Origin of the sequence: Noviherbaspirillum pedocola, assembly GCF_016632335.1 — a bacterium.
In the GTDB taxonomy this organism is placed as follows: Bacteria; Pseudomonadota; Gammaproteobacteria; order Burkholderiales; family Burkholderiaceae_D; genus Noviherbaspirillum_A; species Noviherbaspirillum_A pedocola.
In genome coordinates, this window is sequence record NZ_JAEPBG010000001.1 from 985,413 (window position 1) to 1,002,525 (window position 17,113).

17 protein-coding genes are annotated in these 17,113 nt (G+C 60.9%); 9 read left to right on the forward strand and 8 right to left on the reverse strand.

Going from position 1 to position 17,113, the window contains the following annotated elements; genetic code table 11:
• The first annotated feature begins 3 nt into the window (after positions 1–3).
• The 8 genes from JJB74_RS04395 (at position 4) to JJB74_RS04430 (ending at position 5,959) form a co-directional block, all read left to right on the forward strand.
• Entirely contained in the window at positions 4–534 is a 531-nt protein-coding gene (locus tag JJB74_RS04395; protein WP_200590772.1) for a KdsC family phosphatase, read from the forward strand.
• Positions 531–1,127 carry an LPS export ABC transporter periplasmic protein LptC gene (lptC, locus tag JJB74_RS04400; protein ID WP_200590564.1) on the forward strand — a complete coding sequence of 199 codons (597 nt, stop codon included), beginning with the start codon at positions 531–533 and terminating at the stop codon, positions 1,125–1,127. Before JJB74_RS04395 ends, lptC begins: the two co-directional genes overlap by 4 nt.
• A 39-nt stretch (positions 1,128–1,166) precedes the next feature.
• Positions 1,167–1,715, forward strand: coding sequence for a lipopolysaccharide transport periplasmic protein LptA (gene lptA, locus JJB74_RS04405; RefSeq protein WP_200590565.1), 549 nt, complete (start codon positions 1,167–1,169; stop codon positions 1,713–1,715).
• Complete coding sequence (gene lptB, locus JJB74_RS04410; protein ID WP_234483708.1) at positions 1,712–2,476, forward strand: LPS export ABC transporter ATP-binding protein; 765 nt, start codon at positions 1,712–1,714, stop codon at positions 2,474–2,476. Before lptA ends, lptB begins: the two co-directional genes overlap by 4 nt.
• 12 nt (positions 2,477–2,488) lie before the next feature.
• Positions 2,489–3,973 (forward strand): RNA polymerase factor sigma-54, encoded by a 1,485-nt coding sequence (locus JJB74_RS04415; protein ID WP_200590566.1) that lies wholly within the window; start codon positions 2,489–2,491, stop codon positions 3,971–3,973.
• Positions 3,974–4,046: 73 nt separating this feature from the next.
• Positions 4,047–4,403 (forward strand): ribosome hibernation-promoting factor, HPF/YfiA family, encoded by a 357-nt coding sequence (gene hpf, locus JJB74_RS04420; RefSeq protein WP_200590567.1) that lies wholly within the window; start codon positions 4,047–4,049, stop codon positions 4,401–4,403.
• Positions 4,404–4,546: 143 nt separating this feature from the next.
• A complete protein-coding gene (locus JJB74_RS04425; protein ID WP_200590568.1) occupies positions 4,547–4,786 on the forward strand; it encodes a hypothetical protein in 240 nt (79 codons plus the stop codon).
• Positions 4,787–4,870: 84 nt separating this feature from the next.
• Positions 4,871–5,959 (forward strand): enoyl-CoA hydratase/isomerase family protein, encoded by a 1,089-nt coding sequence (locus tag JJB74_RS04430; protein ID WP_200590569.1) that lies wholly within the window; start codon positions 4,871–4,873, stop codon positions 5,957–5,959.
• 33 nt (positions 5,960–5,992) lie between these two features.
• Here JJB74_RS04430 and JJB74_RS04435 read toward each other — a convergent pair whose 3' ends face one another.
• The 7 genes from JJB74_RS04435 to JJB74_RS04465 form a co-directional block, all read right to left on the reverse strand.
• The gene (locus tag JJB74_RS04435) at positions 5,993–7,135 is read right to left on the reverse strand and encodes a deoxyguanosinetriphosphate triphosphohydrolase (RefSeq protein WP_200590570.1); all 1,143 of its coding nucleotides are present in this window, start codon (positions 7,133–7,135) and stop codon (positions 5,993–5,995) included.
• Between the two features lie 23 nt (positions 7,136–7,158).
• Positions 7,159–8,781, reverse strand: a complete 1,623-nt coding sequence (aroKB, locus tag JJB74_RS04440) for a bifunctional shikimate kinase/3-dehydroquinate synthase AroKB (protein ID WP_200590774.1) — start codon at positions 8,779–8,781, stop codon at positions 7,159–7,161.
• 96 nt (positions 8,782–8,877) lie between these two features.
• On the reverse strand, positions 8,878–10,971 hold the full coding sequence (gene pilQ / locus JJB74_RS04445; protein ID WP_234483725.1) for a type IV pilus secretin PilQ: 2,094 nt from the start codon (positions 10,969–10,971) through the stop codon (positions 8,878–8,880).
• Positions 10,968–11,504 (reverse strand): pilus assembly protein PilP, encoded by a 537-nt coding sequence (locus JJB74_RS04450; protein ID WP_200590572.1) that lies wholly within the window; start codon positions 11,502–11,504, stop codon positions 10,968–10,970. Before JJB74_RS04450 ends, pilQ begins: the two co-directional genes overlap by 4 nt.
• Positions 11,501–12,154: a type IV pilus inner membrane component PilO gene (locus tag JJB74_RS04455; RefSeq protein ID WP_200590573.1), complete on the reverse strand. Its 654-nt coding sequence runs from the start codon at positions 12,152–12,154 to the stop codon at positions 11,501–11,503. The genes JJB74_RS04450 and JJB74_RS04455 overlap by 4 nt, the downstream gene beginning before the upstream one ends.
• A 12-nt stretch (positions 12,155–12,166) precedes the next feature.
• A complete protein-coding gene (locus JJB74_RS04460; protein ID WP_200590574.1) occupies positions 12,167–12,799 on the reverse strand; it encodes a PilN domain-containing protein in 633 nt (210 codons plus the stop codon).
• Entirely contained in the window at positions 12,799–13,875 is a 1,077-nt protein-coding gene (locus JJB74_RS04465; protein ID WP_200590575.1) for a pilus assembly protein PilM, read from the reverse strand. The genes JJB74_RS04460 and JJB74_RS04465 overlap by 1 nt, the downstream gene beginning before the upstream one ends.
• 388 nt (positions 13,876–14,263) lie before the next feature.
• Here JJB74_RS04465 and JJB74_RS04470 point away from each other — a divergent pair, with 388 nt between their 5' ends.
• Positions 14,264–16,645 carry a penicillin-binding protein 1A gene (locus tag JJB74_RS04470; protein WP_200590576.1) on the forward strand — a complete coding sequence of 794 codons (2,382 nt, stop codon included), beginning with the start codon at positions 14,264–14,266 and terminating at the stop codon, positions 16,643–16,645.
• A 94-nt stretch (positions 16,646–16,739) separates the two neighbouring features.
• Here JJB74_RS04470 and cyaY read toward each other — a convergent pair whose 3' ends face one another.
• Positions 16,740–17,072, reverse strand: coding sequence for an iron donor protein CyaY (gene cyaY, locus JJB74_RS04475; RefSeq protein WP_200590577.1), 333 nt, complete (start codon positions 17,070–17,072; stop codon positions 16,740–16,742).
• Positions 17,073–17,113 lie beyond the last annotated feature (41 nt).

Below are 17,113 nucleotides of genomic sequence, written 5' to 3' on the forward strand. Positions count from 1 at the left end.
GCGATGGATCGCATTGATGCCGAAACGCGCGCCCGCGGCGTGGCGCTGATGATCTTTGACGTTGATGGCGTGCTGACCGACGGCAGCCTGCACTTCGGCGCCGAAGGCGAAGTCATCAAGACTTTCAATGTGCTGGATGGCCACGGCATCAAGCTGCTGCAGGCATCCGGCGTGGCCACGGCGATCATCAGCGCGCGGCAATCGCCGCTGGTGGCGCGCCGCGCGGCCGACCTCGGCATCAGCCACGTGCGCCAGGGCGCGCATGACAAGCTCCAGTCTTTCAATGCGCTGCTCGCCGAATGCGGCGTGGCGGCTGAGCGCTGCGGCTTCATCGGCGACGATGTCATCGATCTGCCCATTCTTACGCGCGTCGGTTTTGCCGCCAGCGTGCCGAACGGCCATCCGGAAGTGCGCAGCCGGGTGCATTACGTTACCGAGACGCGCGGCGGCTCCGGCGCGGCGCGCGAGCTGTGCGACTTCATCCTGCGCGCGCAGGGCAATTACGAGGCGGCGCTGGCGCCGTACCTGCGATGAGCACGGCCAGGCGCGGTCGCTTCGGCCTGGTCACGCTGATCCTGATCGGCGCGATGATGGCGCTGGGCAGCCTGTGGCTGTTGGAGGTTGTGCGTCGCGCTGGCGTTGAAACCGCGCGCGCGGTCAAGCGCACCGAGCCGGATTATTACGTCGACAATTTCAACTATGTACGCATGGCCGAGAACGGCGAAGCCCAGTACAACATTTCCGGCAAGCGCCTGGTCCACGATCCGGTCACCGATACCCATTTGATCGATCAGCCGGTGGTCAACAGCCTGTCGGCGGAGCGGGCGCCGATGAGCGCGCGCGCCGATCGTGCCCGCGTTGATTCGAACAGCGACAAGGTCTACCTGTATGACAATGTGCAGCTGAACCGGCCGGCTTCGCCGAAGGCGGATTATTTCCATCTCGACACCGATTATCTGGTGATGCTGACCGACGAGGAAATCATGGAGACCGACCGTCCCGTGCATATGGTGATCGGCAAATCGATCCTGAATGGCACCGGCATGAAGGTCAACAATGCCACCGGGGAACTGCATCTGGCCAGCCGCGTACACGCGGTTTTGCCACCGAAGACGGCGACGCGCTGAGACGTCTGCCATCCATATTTGCAAGCCAATAACAACGTGATGAAACGCACTCATACCTGGATGTTCCTGTTGGCGCTGTCGGTCTGCGGCGGCGCGCATGCGGAACGGGCGGACGCTACCAAGCCCATCGATATCGAGGCCAATCAAATGGCCTATGACGACGTCAAGCAGATCAACACCTTCACCGGCAACGTAGTGCTGACCCGGGGCAGCCTGATCATGAAGGGAGAAAAGTTGGTGGTCACCCAGGATCCGGCTGGCTACCAGTATGCGACGCTGTATGCGCCGGCCGGCGGCCGGGCCACGCTGCGGCAAAAGCGCGATGCCGGCCCGGACAGCTGGATGGAAGGCGAAGCCGGCGACCGCGTCGAATACGACAACAAGACCGAGGTCGCGAAGTTCTATGTGAACGCGAAGGTGCGTCTGCTGGAAGGCAAGAAGGTGACCGACGAGGTGCAGGGGCAATTCATTTCCTACGACAGCCGGCAGGAATACTACTCGGTCAATAACACGCCAAGCGGCGCCAGCCAGCCCGGCGCCGGACGCATCCGCGCAACGATACAACCGCGCAACACGGGCACGCCATGAACGCGCAGGCAATGACGACGCCGGAAAGCACCCTCACCGTTCGCGGCCTGCAGAAGACTTATGGCGCGCGCCAGGTGGTGCGTGATGTGTCACTCGATGTGGCCAGCGGCCAGGTGGTCGGACTGCTCGGTCCAAACGGCGCAGGCAAGACGACTTCCTTCTACATGATCGTTGGCCTGGTGCCATCGGACGCGGGGGAAATCGCGCTCAACGGCGTGGACATTTCGCGTCTGCCGATACATCGGCGCGCGATGCTGGGCCTGTCCTATCTGCCACAGGAAGCTTCGGTGTTTCGTAAGCTGACCGTCGAGGAAAACATCCGCGCGGTGCTGGAACTGCAGCAGATTAATGGCAAGCCGCTGCCCAAGGCTGACCTCAATCATCGGCTCGACGCCTTGCTGAAGGAATTGCAGATCGAGAAGCTGCGCGACAACCAGGCGCTGTCGCTATCCGGCGGCGAGCGCCGGCGCGTGGAAATTGCACGGGCGCTGGCAACGAATCCGCGCTTCATCCTGTTGGACGAACCTTTCGCTGGCGTCGATCCGATTGCCGTGATTGAGATCCAGCGCATCGTGCGTTTCCTGAAGGAGCGCAATATCGGTGTGCTGATCACCGATCATAACGTTAGGGAAACCCTGGGCATTTGCGACCGTGCCTACATCATCAACCAGGGCATGGTGCTGGCCAGCGGTACGCCGGACGACATCATTGCCGACGAATCGGTAAGGCGCGTCTATCTCGGCGAGCATTTCCGCATGTAAGCAAGAGCACAGATGAAACAAACCCTGCAACTCCGCGTTTCGCAGCACCTCGCGCTGACGCCCCAACTGCAACAGTCCATCCGGCTGCTGCAGTTGTCGACATTGGAACTTCACCAGGAGCTGGAACAGATCCTGTCGGAAAACCCGCTTCTGGAACGCCTGGACGATCCACTCGATCATTCGGTGCGCCTGCTGGCCGATGGCGCGGTCAGTTCGGCGAGCCCTGCATCGAGCGCCACGGAAAGCCCGACGTCCGATTCGGCGCCGGCCGATGCGGAAGGCGGCTTCGATGGCGGCGATGGCGGTGAAGGCGGCGAGAGTGCAAGCAGCGCCGACTCCGACTGGAGCTTCGACGATGTCGCGCGCACATCGAAAGCGCCCGAGGACGATGATGCGCGTCCGCAGATGGAGGCGCATGAAACCACCCTGCGCGAACACCTGCTGGAACAGATGCGCGTCACGGTACACAGCATCCGCGACCGGGCGCTGGTTGAATTGGTGATCGATGCGCTCGATGAGAATGGCTACCTGGAAGAACCGCTCGAGGAAATCCACGCGCGGCTGCCGGAAGAGCTGGAAGTCGAGGTGGAAGAATTGTCGATGGCGCTGAAGCTGGTGCAGAGCTTCGAGCCGGCCGGCGTGGGCGCGCGCAGCGCATCGGAGTGCCTGGCATTGCAGATCCGGCGCATGCCGAAGGTGCCGATGGTGACGCGGCGCATGGCGCTGAGCATCGTTGAAAACCATCTGGCGCTGTTCGCGCAGCGCGACTTCAACAAGCTGAAAAAGGCACTCGATTGCGACGAGGAAGACCTGCGCGAAGCACAGGTGTTGATCAAGGCCGCCAATCCGCATCCGGGCGCGATCTTCGCCGGCAATGCCTCGGACTATGTGGTGCCGGATGTGATCGTCAAGCGCGGCAAGAATGGCTGGCAGGTGATGCTCAATCATGACGTGATGCCGCGGCTGCGGGTCAATGCGATGTACGCCAGCATCCTGAAGCAGAACAAGGGCGAAGGATCGATGAGCTCGCAGTTGCAGGAAGCGAAGTGGCTGATCAAGAACATGCGCCAGCGTTTCGACACGATATTGCGTGTCGCACAGGCGATAGTCGATCGCCAGCGCAACTTCTTTTCGCACGGCGAAGTGGCCATGCGTCCGCTTGTGCTGCGCGAGATTGCTGATACACTGGGCCTTCACGAGAGCACCATTTCTCGTGTCACCACGCAAAAGTACATGCTCACGCCCCACGGGATGTTCGAACTGAAGTACTTCTTCGGCAGCCATGTCGCTACCGACGCGGGAGGCGAAGCATCATCCACTGCAATCCGGGCGTTGATCAAACAACTGATAGGAGCCGAGGACTCGAAGAACCCCTTTTCCGACAGCCGCATTGCAGAGATGCTGGCGGAGCAAGGCATGGTTGTCGCTCGCCGCACCGTCGCGAAGTACCGCGAAGCCTTGAAAATCCCACCAGTCAATCTGCGCAAGTCATTGTAGTTTTGCAGTTCCCCTCAGCCGCCGGGCGGAGGCCCTCACCGAACCGCAGGCGGCAATTCACAAGGAGCATTGTATGAATCTGACCATCAGTGGACATCATGTCGAAGTGACTCCCGCCATTCGTGAATACCTGCAAAGCAAGCTGGCGCGCGTGAAGCGCCATTTCGATCATGTGATCGATATCGCCGTCATTCTTGCCGTCGACAAGCTCCCGGAAAAGGAAAGAAGGCAACGCGCCGAGATCACCGTTCGACTACGCGGCAAGGACGTGCATGTGGAAAGCATTGCGCATGACCTGTATGCCGCGATCGATAACCTGATGGACAAGCTGGACCGCCAGGTCCTGAAGTACAAAACCCGCCTGCAGGATTATCAGCATCCGGGCTTGAAGCGCATGGATTCGGAACCGGATCCCGCCGCTGCAATGTAGTCAAACTCCGGCAACACAAGAAAGGCGCGATCGGCGCCTTTCTTGTTGTTACGTACTGGACGCAGAGCGCACAAAATAACTGTTTTTTTATACAGTAGTTGTGCTAAAGTACGCCCACTGAACGTCCACACGGAGATGCAGCCATGGCAAATTTCAATAGCTCGATGACTACCCGCTTCGCTTTCGATGAACCGCCCGCAGCCTTCATGCTGCGTCTTGGCCGGCGCGAAATGCAGATCCGCCGCGAAGTGACCAAGCCGCATTACAGCGTCAATCCCATTCTCGACTGCCGTCCCGGCGACGATCCAGGCCACCTGCAAATGCTCGTGCTGAACCGCTGGATGGTTACTCTCTCCAAGGCCCGCGCCAGCCGCCGTCAATAAGTCCACCAGCGCATCGATCGCCCCCATGATGGGGCGATCAAACAACGGTACACTGTGCGGTTTGTTTTTCACCAATTTCCTGCCATGACCGCACATGTGCTCGCCGAGATCCAAAATCGGATCGGCATACTCACTCTTGATCGTTCCCGTGCGCTGAATGCACTTTCACTGGACATGGTGCGTGCCATCAGCGCCCATCTCCGCGCCTGGCGAGACGACGATTCGGTTCTCGCCGTGCTGATTCGCAGCAGCAGTGAACGCGCCTTTTGCGCTGGCGGCGATATCCGCTTCTTTCATGAGGTGGGCAACGCTGCCCCGGCTGGTGGCAGCGCACTTCTGGAAGATTTCTTCACCGAAGAATATGCGCTGAACCATCTGATCCACCATTATCCAAAGCCGTATATCGCCCTTCTCGATGGCATTGTCATGGGCGGTGGCATGGGCATCACCCAGGCTGGCAAGCAGCGACTTGCCATCGTCACCGAACGCACCCGTATGGCGATGCCCGAAGTGCACATCGGCCTGTTCCCGGACGTAGGCGGCAGTCATTTTCTGACGCGCATGCCAGGGCAGCTCGGTCGCTGGCTGGCGCTTTCGGGTGAAACCATCAGCGCGGCCGATGCGCTGCATGCGAACCTGGCCGATGTTTTCCTGCCTGCGGCGCTATTGCCCGAATTGATGGGAATGCTTGGACAGCATGCCGCGCGGGACGCTGCTGATATCGTCAACATGATTCGTGAATTTGCCGCGCCTCACGTCCGCGATGCCGGCCATGGCCGCTTGGCCGATGCGCGTGAACGCATCGATCGCCTGTTTGCCGCCGATACCGTGTCTGCCATCGTCTCAGGCTTGAAACAGGAAGGCGATGACTTCGCCGCTGCGACGCTGCACGCGATGGAACGCGGTTCGCCACTGATGCTGTGCGTGACGCTGGAACAACTGCGGCGCGGCGCCGGCATGAGCCTGGCCGAATGCCTGCGCATGGAGCGCGACATGGTGCGGCACTGCTTCGAGCGCACCGAGGTACTCGAAGGCATACGGGCACGCGTGATCGAAAAGGATAATGCGCCGCGCTGGTCACCGGCTTCGCTAGCCGACGTTGATGAAGCGATGGTGACGGCCTACTTTGAACCGGTTTGGCCGGCGCACATGCACCCCTTGCGTGAACTGTGAAGGCAGGCGGCGCGAGGCGTCGACTACTACGCGCTAGATTTCGTCGATCATGAACATCCGCCGGTGTTCACGCATCGCATAGCGATCAGTCATGCCGGCAATGTAATCCGAGACGCGACGCGCGCGCACGGCTTCGTCCTCGTCCCGGGCGGCTGGCTGGTGGCCGGGCGGTAGCAGCGTCGGTTCCCGCATGAAAATCTGGAACAGGTCGACGACGATGCGCCGCGCCTTGCTGGTCATGCGATTCACCTGGTAATGCTGATACAGGTTCCTGCGCAGGAAAGCCTTGAGCTGCTGTGCTTCACGCCGTATCGCGTCGGAAAAGGCGATCAGCGGTGGCCCGTTGCGTACATCATCGATAGTGACGACGCCAGCGGCAAGAATGTGTTCGCGGGATGTGTCAATCAAATCGACGATCAGCGTATTGATCATGCGTCGCACGGTTTCATTGATCGCACGGCGGCCGGTAATGCCGGGGAAGGTTTCCTCGACTTGCCGCTGGTGACGCGCATAAAAATCCATCTCGGAAAGCTGCGCCACGGTGATCAGGCCAGAACGCAGGCCGTCATCGACGTCGTGATTGTTATAGGCAATTTCATCGGCCAGGTTGGCCAGTTGCGCTTCCAGCGTTGGCTGCTTCTTTTCCAGGAAACGCTGGCCGATATCACCCAGCGTGCGCGCATTGGCCGGAGAACAATGCTTCAGGATGCCTTCGCGCGTCTCGAACATCAGGTTCAGTCCGTCAAAGCCGCCATAGCGCTCTTCCAGCAAATCCACGACGCGCAGGCTCTGCAGATTGTGCTCGAAGCCGCCAAAGGGTTTCATGCATTCGTCCAGCGCATCCTGACCGGCATGCCCGAACGGCGTATGGCCAAGATCGTGCGCCAGCGAAATCGCTTCGACCAGATCTTCGTTCAGCAGCAGATTGCGGGCGATCGAGCGCGCAATCTGTGCGACTTCAATGCTGTGCGTCAGGCGGGTTCGGAACAGGTCGCCTTCGTGGTTCACGAATACCTGGGTTTTGTATTCCAGCCGGCGGAAGGCGCCGCTGTGAACGATGCGGTCGCGGTCGCGCTGGAATTCGGTGCGGGAAGTTGCCGGCGCTTCGGGATAACGCCGGCCGCGCGAATCGGCGGAGCGCACGGCATAGGAAGCGAGGTGGGTTTCAAAGTCCATCGTCTGCTCGCCTCCCAGTTTTTCTAAGATTCGACGCAAGCCCCGATCGCGGCCAGCAGCGTATCCTGCGGCGCCGTGGTGATCAGTGGCGAGCCCAATGGTTTCAACAGGATGAAGCGGATTTGCCCACCCTCGTTCTTCTTGTCCACCTGCATCAATTCCAGCCAGCGCTCGGCGCCGAGGTCCGGAGCGACGATCGGCAAGCCAGCCGCACGCACCAGGGCTGTGACGCGTGCGCGTGTAGCCGCGTCGATGAATCCCAGCCGCTGCGACAACTCGGCCGCCATCACCATGCCGCACCCCACCGCCTCGCCGTGCAGCCATGCGCCATATCCCATGCCGGCCTCGATCGCATGGCCGAAGGTATGGCCGAAATTCAATATCGCGCGTAGACCGCCCTCACGCTCATCCTTGCGCACCACGTCGGCCTTGATTTCACAGGAGCGCTGGATCGCATACGCCAGCGCCGCAGGATCGCGCGCCATCAGGCGGGTGATGTTCTCTTCGATCCAGTCGAAAAACTGCGCATCGATGATCGCGCCATGCTTGATCACTTCAGCCAGACCCGCGGAAAGCTCACGGTCCGGCAGCGTGTTCAGCGTCGAGGTGTCGGCAAACACCGCTTGCGGCTGGTAAAACGCGCCGATCATGTTCTTGCCAAGCGGATGATTGATGCCGGTCTTGCCGCCGACCGAGGAATCGACCTGCGACAGCAGCGTGGTTGGCACCTGGATGAAAGGCACGCCGCGCATGTAGGTCGCCGCGGCAAAGCCGGCCATGTCGCCGATGACGCCGCCGCCAAGCGCGACGATGGTGGTCTTGCGATCACACTTGTCGCGCAACAGCGCGCCATAGATGCGATTCAGGTTTTCCCAGGTCTTCTCTTCTTCGCCGTCCGGCAACACGATCTCGGTCACCTTCTTGCCAGCCGCACGCAACGCACCTGCAACCCGTTCGAGATACAGCGGTCCGACGACGGTGTTGGTGACAATGGCGGCATGCGCACCGGCGACGCTCGCAGCCAGGCGGGCATCATTGGCAAGCAGGTCCGGGCCGATCAGGATCGGGTAGCTGCGTTCGCCGAGTTCGACTTTCAGTTCAATCTGGGAATGGGAAGACATCGGGTTATGCAATCGTTGTGGATCCTGCTGCGACGTAGTGCGTTCCAGGATTTCCAGTTGGGCCACGATGGCCTGGACCAGCGATTGTATATTGGGACGACCGGTGTCAATGATGATATCGGCAACTTCGCGGTAATACGGATCCCGCTGCGTGGACAATTGCTCCAGCCGGGAGCGCGGATCGGCAGTTTGCAGCAGCGGACGATTGCGATCATGCGCAGTGCGTTGCAGGATGTTGTTGACGCCGGCACGCAGGTAGACGACGGTACCGCGTGCTTTCAGATATTCGCGGCTTCTTGCGTCGAGGATGCTGCCGCCGCCGGTGGCGAGCACGATGTTTCGTTCGCCGGTCAGATCGCGGATCATCGCGGCCTCACGCTGGCGGAAAGATGCCTCGCCTTCGATTTCGAAAATCAGCGGAATGGACGCGCCAGTGCGCGCCTCGATTTCATGGTCGGAATCGATGAAGCGCTTGTTGAGTCGTTTTGCGAGCGCGCGGCCGATGGTCGTCTTGCCCGACCCCATCAGCCCCACCAGAAAAATATTGCCCGCGCCTTCGCGCGGGCTTACCACGTTTCCTCTGCAGCGCTCGCCACTGCCGCGTGTGATTCGGTCAAACTTTTACCTCGTTGCTAATTTATCGCTGAGGACCTTGGGCGTCAGGAAGATGAGCAGTTCGGTTTTGTTGTTGACCCGCGATGTCTTCTTGAACAGGTTCCCCATTACAGGAATGTCGCCGAGTAACGGCACCTTGTTGATTGTATCGCGATCTTCCTGCATGTAGATGCCGCCGATGACGACGGTGCCGCCGTTCTCGATGAGCACCTGAGTCTTCACATGCTTGGTATCGATAGCCAGACCGGAATCGGTTTTCTGGCCAACGCTGTCCTTGTTGACATCGACATCCAGGATGACGTTGCCGTCCGGTGTGATTTGCGGAATCACATCCAGCTTCAGATTTGCCTTGCGAAAGGCCAATGCGGTAGCGCCGCTCGACGTGGCCGTCTGGTACGGCAGTTCAGTGCCCTGTTCGATCGTCGCCTTGAGCTGATCTGCCGTGATCACGCGCGGGCTGGACAGGATCTTGCCCTGCCCATCGGATTCCAGGGCGCTGAGCTCAAGGTTGATGAAGCGGGTCGCTGCGGAATTGAACAGTGAAAGCGCCACCGAGCCGGCCGACGGCGACGTCGCCGCCGGCAGATTGACCGAGTAGCCTCCCACCGAATTCACGGTCGGGCCGACGTTCGTGGCTGACTGCTGGCCACCGGCCGCGTAATTGTTGCCCTGCAGGCCGAAGGCGAGTTTCGCGCCCAGATCCTTGCTGAAGTTATCGGTGGCTTCGACGATGCGCGCTTCGATCATCACCTGGCGGCTGGCGACGTCGGTCTTCTGGATCAGCTTGCGCACTTCTTCCAGCTTCGACGGAATGTCGGTGACGAACAGCTGGTTGGTGCGCGGATCGATCACGGCGCTACCCCGCTTGGACAGGATGCTCTTGCCGCCGCCGCCCGCGTTGTCGAGGATGGTCTTGAAGGTATCGGCCTTCTGGTAATTCAGCTGGAAGTTCTCGGTGCGCACCGGCTCGAGTTCGGCGATCTGCGAACGCTGCTCAAGCTCAAGCTTTTCCTTGGTCAGCAGCTCATCCTTCGGCGCGATCCAGATCACGTTGCCGTTCTTGCGCATGTCCAGTCCGCGCGCCTGCAGCACGATGTCCAGCGCCTGATCCCAGGGCACTTCCTTCAGGCGCAGCGTCAGGTTGCCGGTCACGGTGTCGCTGGCGATGATGTTCAGGCCGGTGAAATCGGCGATCACCTGCAGCACGGCGCGTACTTCGACGTTCTGGAAGCTCAGCGACAGACGTTCGCCGCGATACCCCTGATTGCCCTGCGCCAGCTTGTTCGGATCTTCCTTGACCGGCCGCACCTCGACCACCAGTTTCGAATCGCTTTGATAGGCGCTGTGTTCCCAGGTGCCTTTCGCATCGATCACCATGCGCACATTGCTGCCCTGACGCGTGGTGGTGACGGTGCTGACCGGCGTACCGAAATCGCCAACATCGAGACGGCGGCGCAGCGTCTCGGGCAGCGCGGTGTTGCTGAAGTCGATCAATACCTTTTGTCCCTGCTGGCGCACGTCGACGCCGGGCTGGCCGGGCGGCAGGTCGATGACGATGCGGCCTTCGCCGTTCGGTCCGCGTCGGAAGTCGATGTCGCGAATCTCCGGCGTGCGCTGGGCGAGCGCATAGCCGGCAGCGGCGGCGGTGCCCGTCGCCGACACTGGCACGATCGCGCCGGCGGCTTGCGCCGACTTGGCGCCGGCCGCGCTTTCCATGATCACCATGACGGTCTTGCCCTCGATCGAGGTGTTGTACCTCATCGGACGGTTCAGATTGAACACCAGGCGGGAACGGTCTCCGGCCTGGACCACATTCACATTGCGCACGTCGCCCATGCCGATATCGTGGCTGACCGACTTGGTGTCGTTGCCTGTGCCGGCAAAGTCGAGCGCGATGCGCGCCGGGTTCGTGGTCGAGAAGCCGATGGGCGCCTTCTGCACCGGATCGCGCATCGCGACTTTCACCACCACGTCGCTGCCATGCTGGCTGGCGCTGATCGACTCAATGGCGTTGTCCTGGGCATGGGCGATGCTCCACGCTCCGGCGACGCAGACGATGGCGCAGCTCTGCCACAGCTTACGGTAATCGAGATTCATCATTTCTTGCTCTCCTGCAGCTCCAGCTTGGCATTGCGCTCGACCCATTCGCCGGACGCATCCTGTACGGTTTCTTTCAATTGGACTTCGCCTTCGGTGACGGCGGTGATCCGGCCGAGGTTCTGGCCGACGTAGTTGCCGGCCTTGGCCCGGAAAATCGAGCGGTCCGCCTGCACCAGGGCGAAGGTTTCGCTGCCGCGGCGCAAGGTGCCGACCATCCTTAGCGTGTCGAGCGGGTAGGATTCCAGCGCCTCGCGCCGGCGTTCGAGATCGGGCTTGAAGTGACCGGCGCCGCCTCCCGGCGCCATGGCGTCAACGATCTTGGCTGGGCTGGTCGGATCCACCCCGCCCTTGCCGTTGTAGCTGAATGGCGTGAATTTCTTCGGCTCGGCCAGCTTGGTCACGACCGGCCGGACCTGGCTGCGGGTTTCATCCATCCACCCCTTCACTTCCGTGATGCCGCCATCGCCGCAAGCCGCCAGCAACATGGGCAGCGCGACGCAGGCGAGCATTCCTGCCATACGCGTCGACATCATTTCTTCGCTCCCTTCTTGGCTGCCTCTGCCTTGCGCTGTGCCGCGACTTCCTCTTTGTCGAGATAACGGAAGGTCTTGGCGATGGCTTCCAGCGTCATGGTGCCGTCCTTGGTCGCCGACAGATCGAGATTGTTCAGCGTGACGATGCGCGGCAGATTGGCGATGTCGCCGGTGAAGGCGCCGATGTCGTGATAGCTGCCGGTGATCTTGATATCGATCGGCAGTTCAGCGTAGTAATCCTTCACCACCACTTGGCCCGGCTTGAACAGCTCAAACTGCAGCCCGCGACCCAGACCAGCCTGGTTGATGTCGGACAGCAGCGCATCCATCTCCGCCTTGCTTGGCAACTGCTTTTCCAGGGTCGAGACGTATTCGCTGACTTGTTCTTTCTGCTTGCGCAAGGCGTCCAGGTTGACCGCCTGCTGGATCTTGATCTTGTAAGCGTCGCGCAGCTGCTGTTCTTTCTGGTGGCCGGCATCCAGCTCCTCGAGCTGACCGCTCCAGTACAGGAACCAGCCGAGGAACAGCACAGCGGCGAGCACGCCGACGCCGCACAGCGCGCGCGGCACCAGCGGCCACTGGCCCGGATGCCGGCCATTCAGGTTGCGAAACTGCGCGCCAATATCGGAAAACGATGTCAGATTCTTCATGGGGCGATGTCGTTATGGCTTGCCAGGTGTTGCAGCGGCGGCGACGGCGTTGGCCGCATTCGGCGCGGCGGGACCGGTTTCCTTGTCGCGCGGGCGGCGGATGCCGACGTTCATCGAGAACTCGAATACCCGGCGCGCTTCCTTGCCCTGCCCCACGGTAGCCGCCTTGATTTCCAGCAGCTCCGGGTGCTCCAGCCATGGCGACGCATTGCCGAGGTTGCGCAGTAATTCCGAGACCCGCTCATTGGACTGTGCATAACCGTTCAGCAGCACCTTCTGGCCGGTCTGCTTGAAGCCTTTCAGATAGATGCCTTCCGGGACTTGCTTGACCAGTTCGTCCATCAGGTACACCGGCTGATTGCGGTCACCCTGCAGATCCTCCACCGCCTGCTGCCGCGCCTTCAGCGCTTCGATTTCCTGTTTCAGGCTGGCAATTTCCTTGATTTGCACGTCCAGCTTCGTGTTTTCCGCCTCGATGAAGGCATTGCGCTCGTTCTGCGCCGAGATGCGCGCGGAGATGATGAAACCGCCAAGCATCACCAGCAGCACGCTGGCAAAGGCCGACAGGATCAGCATGGCAAAGAACGCCGTCTTGCGCTCCTTGCGCCGCGCTTCCCGGTGCGGCAGAAGATTGATCTTCACCATCAGTCGAACCTCCGCATCGCAAGGCCGCAGGCGACCAGATAGGCCGGTGCTTCGCTCTTGATTGTCTGTTCGCGCAATCCCGCACCCAGTCCCATGCCATCGAATGGGCTGATGACCGCGGTCGGCACCTTGGTGCGGCTGGCGACGATATCCACCAGGCCGGGAATGATCGCGCAGCCGCCGGCAAGGCAGATCTGATCAATGCGGGTGTACGGCGTGGAAGTGAAGAAAAACTGGATCGCGCGGCTTACCTCGACTGCGGCGCTCTCGAGAAACGGCTCGAGCAATTCGCGCTCATAGGCTTCCGGCAGGCCGCCATGACGCTTGCGTTGCTCGGCATCTTCCGCCGTCATGCCGTAGGCGCGGACGATTTCCTGCGTCAGCTGGTTGCCACCGAAAGGCTGTTCGCGCTCGTATAGCGGCTGGCCATCGAGCAGTACCGAGATATGGGTGATGTGCGAGCCGATCTGGAACAGCGCGACGATGCGGCCCTGGCCGTTCTGCGGCAGGCGGCGCATGATCCTGTCGATCACGGCACGCGCGGCATAGGATTCGATATCCATGACCGTCGGTTTCAGGCCGGCCGCTTCGGCCACCGCCACGCGATCTTCGACTTTTTCCTTGCGCGAGGCCGCCAGCAGCACTTCTACATCGCCCATGGAATTCTGTGCCGGGCCGATGACGTCGAAATCCAGGCTGACCTCATCCAGAGCAAACGGAATGTACTGATTCGCTTCGTTTTCTACCTGAAGCTCCATTTCGTCCTCGGACAAATCGCCGGGAAGAACGATTTTCTTGGTGATGACCGACGCGGAAGGCATACCGAGTGCGACATGCTTGGCGCGGGTGCCGCTCTTGCGCAGAACATTCTTGACGGCATCGACGACCTGCTCAATGTTGTCGATATTGCCATCCACGACGGCGCCGCGTGGTAAGGGCTCACTGGCGCAGCGTTCGAGCCGCAAGCCATCCTTGCCACCTTCAGCGAGTTCAACGATCTTGATGCCGGACGTACTGATATCCAGCCCGATCAGTGGCATGTTCTTTTTCTTGAGTAGTGAGGCGAAATCCATCATGAATGGCGTTTCCCGCGGAATGTTTCTTGGTCAACACAGCATCGGTGCGATCGTCGAAACCGTGTGCTTGAGGAAAATTGCAAAAAAGCTTTTAAATTCTTGAACTTATTGAATTTAGGAAATGCCAGCTGATCGTAGCAGCGAGTTTCTCGGCATGTAAAGTAATTTCCGCAGGGTAACATCAAACCTCGTTGCCAAAACCCCACGCGGTGCTTGGGTATTAATGGAACGGTTGTCTTTCGCACAGCAAATGCCAAGTTCCTGTCGTAGTTCGACCGTGCGTGCGGACCTGCCCGCACGCCAGATGTAACCGCGAAAAGTCCGGCTGAAAGCAAACCGCTCTATAATGAGCATCCTCTTTCCCCTCCGTTTTTCTTCCGCTCCCCGCATGACTCCTCCTAACCCTCCCCGTGACGGCGCCCGGCCGTCAAAAGAGCAGCCGCCCCGGCCGCGCAAGAATCCCGTTACCCGCATCCTGCTGGGCCTCGTTGGTTTGTTTGCCGGCTTTGCTGTTATCGGCGTTTTACTGCTCGCCTTTATGTTGGCAATTGCCTATCCCACGCTGCCAGACCTGGGATCGCTGACCGACTACAAGCCGAAGATGCCGCTGCGCATCTTTACTGCGGATAACGTGATGATTGGCGAGTTCGGCGAGGAGCGTCGCAACGTGGTGCGCTTCAAGGACATCCCGGACGTCATGAAGCGGGCGGTGCTGGCTATCGAGGACGACCGCTTCTATGAACATGGCGGCGTCGATTACGTCGGCATCCTGCGCGCGGCCGTGCACAACATGACCGGCGGCCAGCGCCAGGGCGCGTCCACCATCACGCAGCAGGTCGCGCGCAATTTCTTCCTCTCCAGCGAGCAGACGCTGAAGCGCAAGCTGTATGAAGCGCTGCTGGCATGGAAGATTGAGCAGAACCTGTCCAAGGATCAGATTCTGGAGGTCTACATGAACCAGATCTACCTCGGTCAGCGCGCCTATGGTTTCGCCTCGGCGGCGCAGGTGTATTTCGGCAAGAAGCTGCAGGACATTACCGTGGCCGAAGCCGCGATGCTGGCCGGCCTGCCGAAGGCGCCGTCGGCGAACAATCCGGTGGTCAACCCGAAGCGCGCGAAGGCGCGCCAGCAGTACATCCTGCTGCGCATGCACGACCTCGGCTACATCACGGACGCACAGTACGAACAGGCGAAGAATGAAGAGCTGAAGATCAAGTCCGACAGCAGCGAGTTCGGCATCCATGCCGAATACGTCGCCGAGATGACGCGGCAGATGGTGTATGAACAGTTCAAGGAAGAGACCTACACCCGCGGCCTGAACGTGTTCACCACCATCACCAAGGCTGATCAGGATGCCGCCTACATCGCGCTGCGCCGCGGCGTGATGGACTATGAAAAGCGCCACGGCTATCGCGGCCCCGAAGGCTATGTCGACATCCCGGACGACAAGAATGAAGCCGAGGATGCGATCGAATCCGAACTTGCCGATCATCCCGACAGCGATGACCTGGTCGCGGCGGTAGTGCTGCAGGCCAGCCCGAAGGCGGTGCGCGCGGTGCTGTCCTCCGGCGAGGAAATCACGATCACTGGCCCGGGCCTGGCCTTCGCGGCGAATCTGCTGTCGGACAAGGCGCCGCCGAACCGCAAGGTCAAGCGCGGCGCCATCATCCGCGTCGAGCAGGATGGCAAGTCCTGGAACATCACCCAGATGCCCGAGGTGGAAGCGGCCTTCGTATCCGCCGATCCGCAGGATGGCGCGATTCACGCACTGATCGGCGGCTTCGACTTCAACCGCAGCAAGTTCAACCATGTGACGCAGGCATGGCGCCAGCCCGGTTCCTCGTTCAAGCCCTTCATTTATTCGGCCTCGCTGGAAAAGGGCCTGTCGCCGGCGACCATCATCAATGACTCGCCGATCAGCTTCGACGCCGGCCAGACCGGCGGCCAGGCCTGGGAGCCGAAGAACTACGACAACAAGTACGAAGGCCCGATGTCGATGCGCAAGGCGCTCACCAAGTCGAAGAACGTGGTGTCGATCCGCATCCTGAACCGCATCGGCGCGAAGTACGGCCAGGAATACGCGACCCGTTTCGGCTTCGATGCCGACAAGAACCCGGCCTATCTGACGCTGGCGCTGGGCGCGGGCTCGGTGACGCCACTGCAGATGGCCGGCGCCTATTCCGTGTTCGCCAACGGCGGCTACAAGGTCAACCCCTACCTGATCTCGAAGATCACCGATTCGGCCGGCAACGTGCTGTCCGAAGCGCACCCGGACAAGGCCGGCGATGAAGCCAGCCGCGTCATCGATGCGCGCAATGCGTTCATCATGGACAGCATGCTCAAGGACGTAGCGAAGTACGGCACCGCCGCGAAAGCGCAGGCGACGCTGAAGCGCCCGGACATCGGCGGCAAGACCGGCACCACGAACGATTCATTCGATGCCTGGTTCGCCGGCTACCAGCGCCACCTGGTCGGCATCGCGTGGATGGGCTTTGACCAGCCGCGCAATCTCGGCAACCGCGAAACCGGCGGCGGACTGGCGCTGCCGATCTGGATCGGCTACATGCAGAAGGCCCTGAAGGATGTGCCGGTGGACGAACCGCGCATGCCGGACGGCATCATCCAGGCCGGCGGCGATTACTACTATTCCGAGTATCCGCCGGGCAGCGGCGTGCCGTCGCTGGGCGTGGCTGGCGCGGTGCCGGGAGCCGCGCCTGGCGCGGGAGAAGCGCCGAAGACGCGCGACGAGGTCAAGAACGAATTGTTCTGAGGCCTTGCGTCTGGATGGATGAAGACTGCTGATCCAAAGCATCGGATCGGCAGGCCGAGCGGGGTTCCGATGTCGCGTCGGAACCCCGCGTCGTTTATGGCGCCAGCGTCACCGGCGCGCCGGCCTGCTCGCTGGCCATGCGAGAGAGCGCCTCGAAGAATTCCGAGCCGTCACGGGTATTGATCCAGCGTTCGCCGTCGCGCCGGTAATGAAAGCCGCCGGAACGCGCGGCGATCCACATTTCGCGCATCGGCGCCTGGCTGTTGACGATGATCTTCGAGCCGTTGTCGACGAACTCGATCTCGAGCACATTGCCGCTGCGGCTGCATTCAATGTCGAGATCGCTGTCTTCCACTGTCCGCTCGATCGCGGCTTCAATGCTGTTCAGCGTCTGTTCCGCCAGGACCAGGAATTCCGAATCGGTCATGCTACACTCCGAAAGTTTTTGCCAACCGTGATTCTAATCGT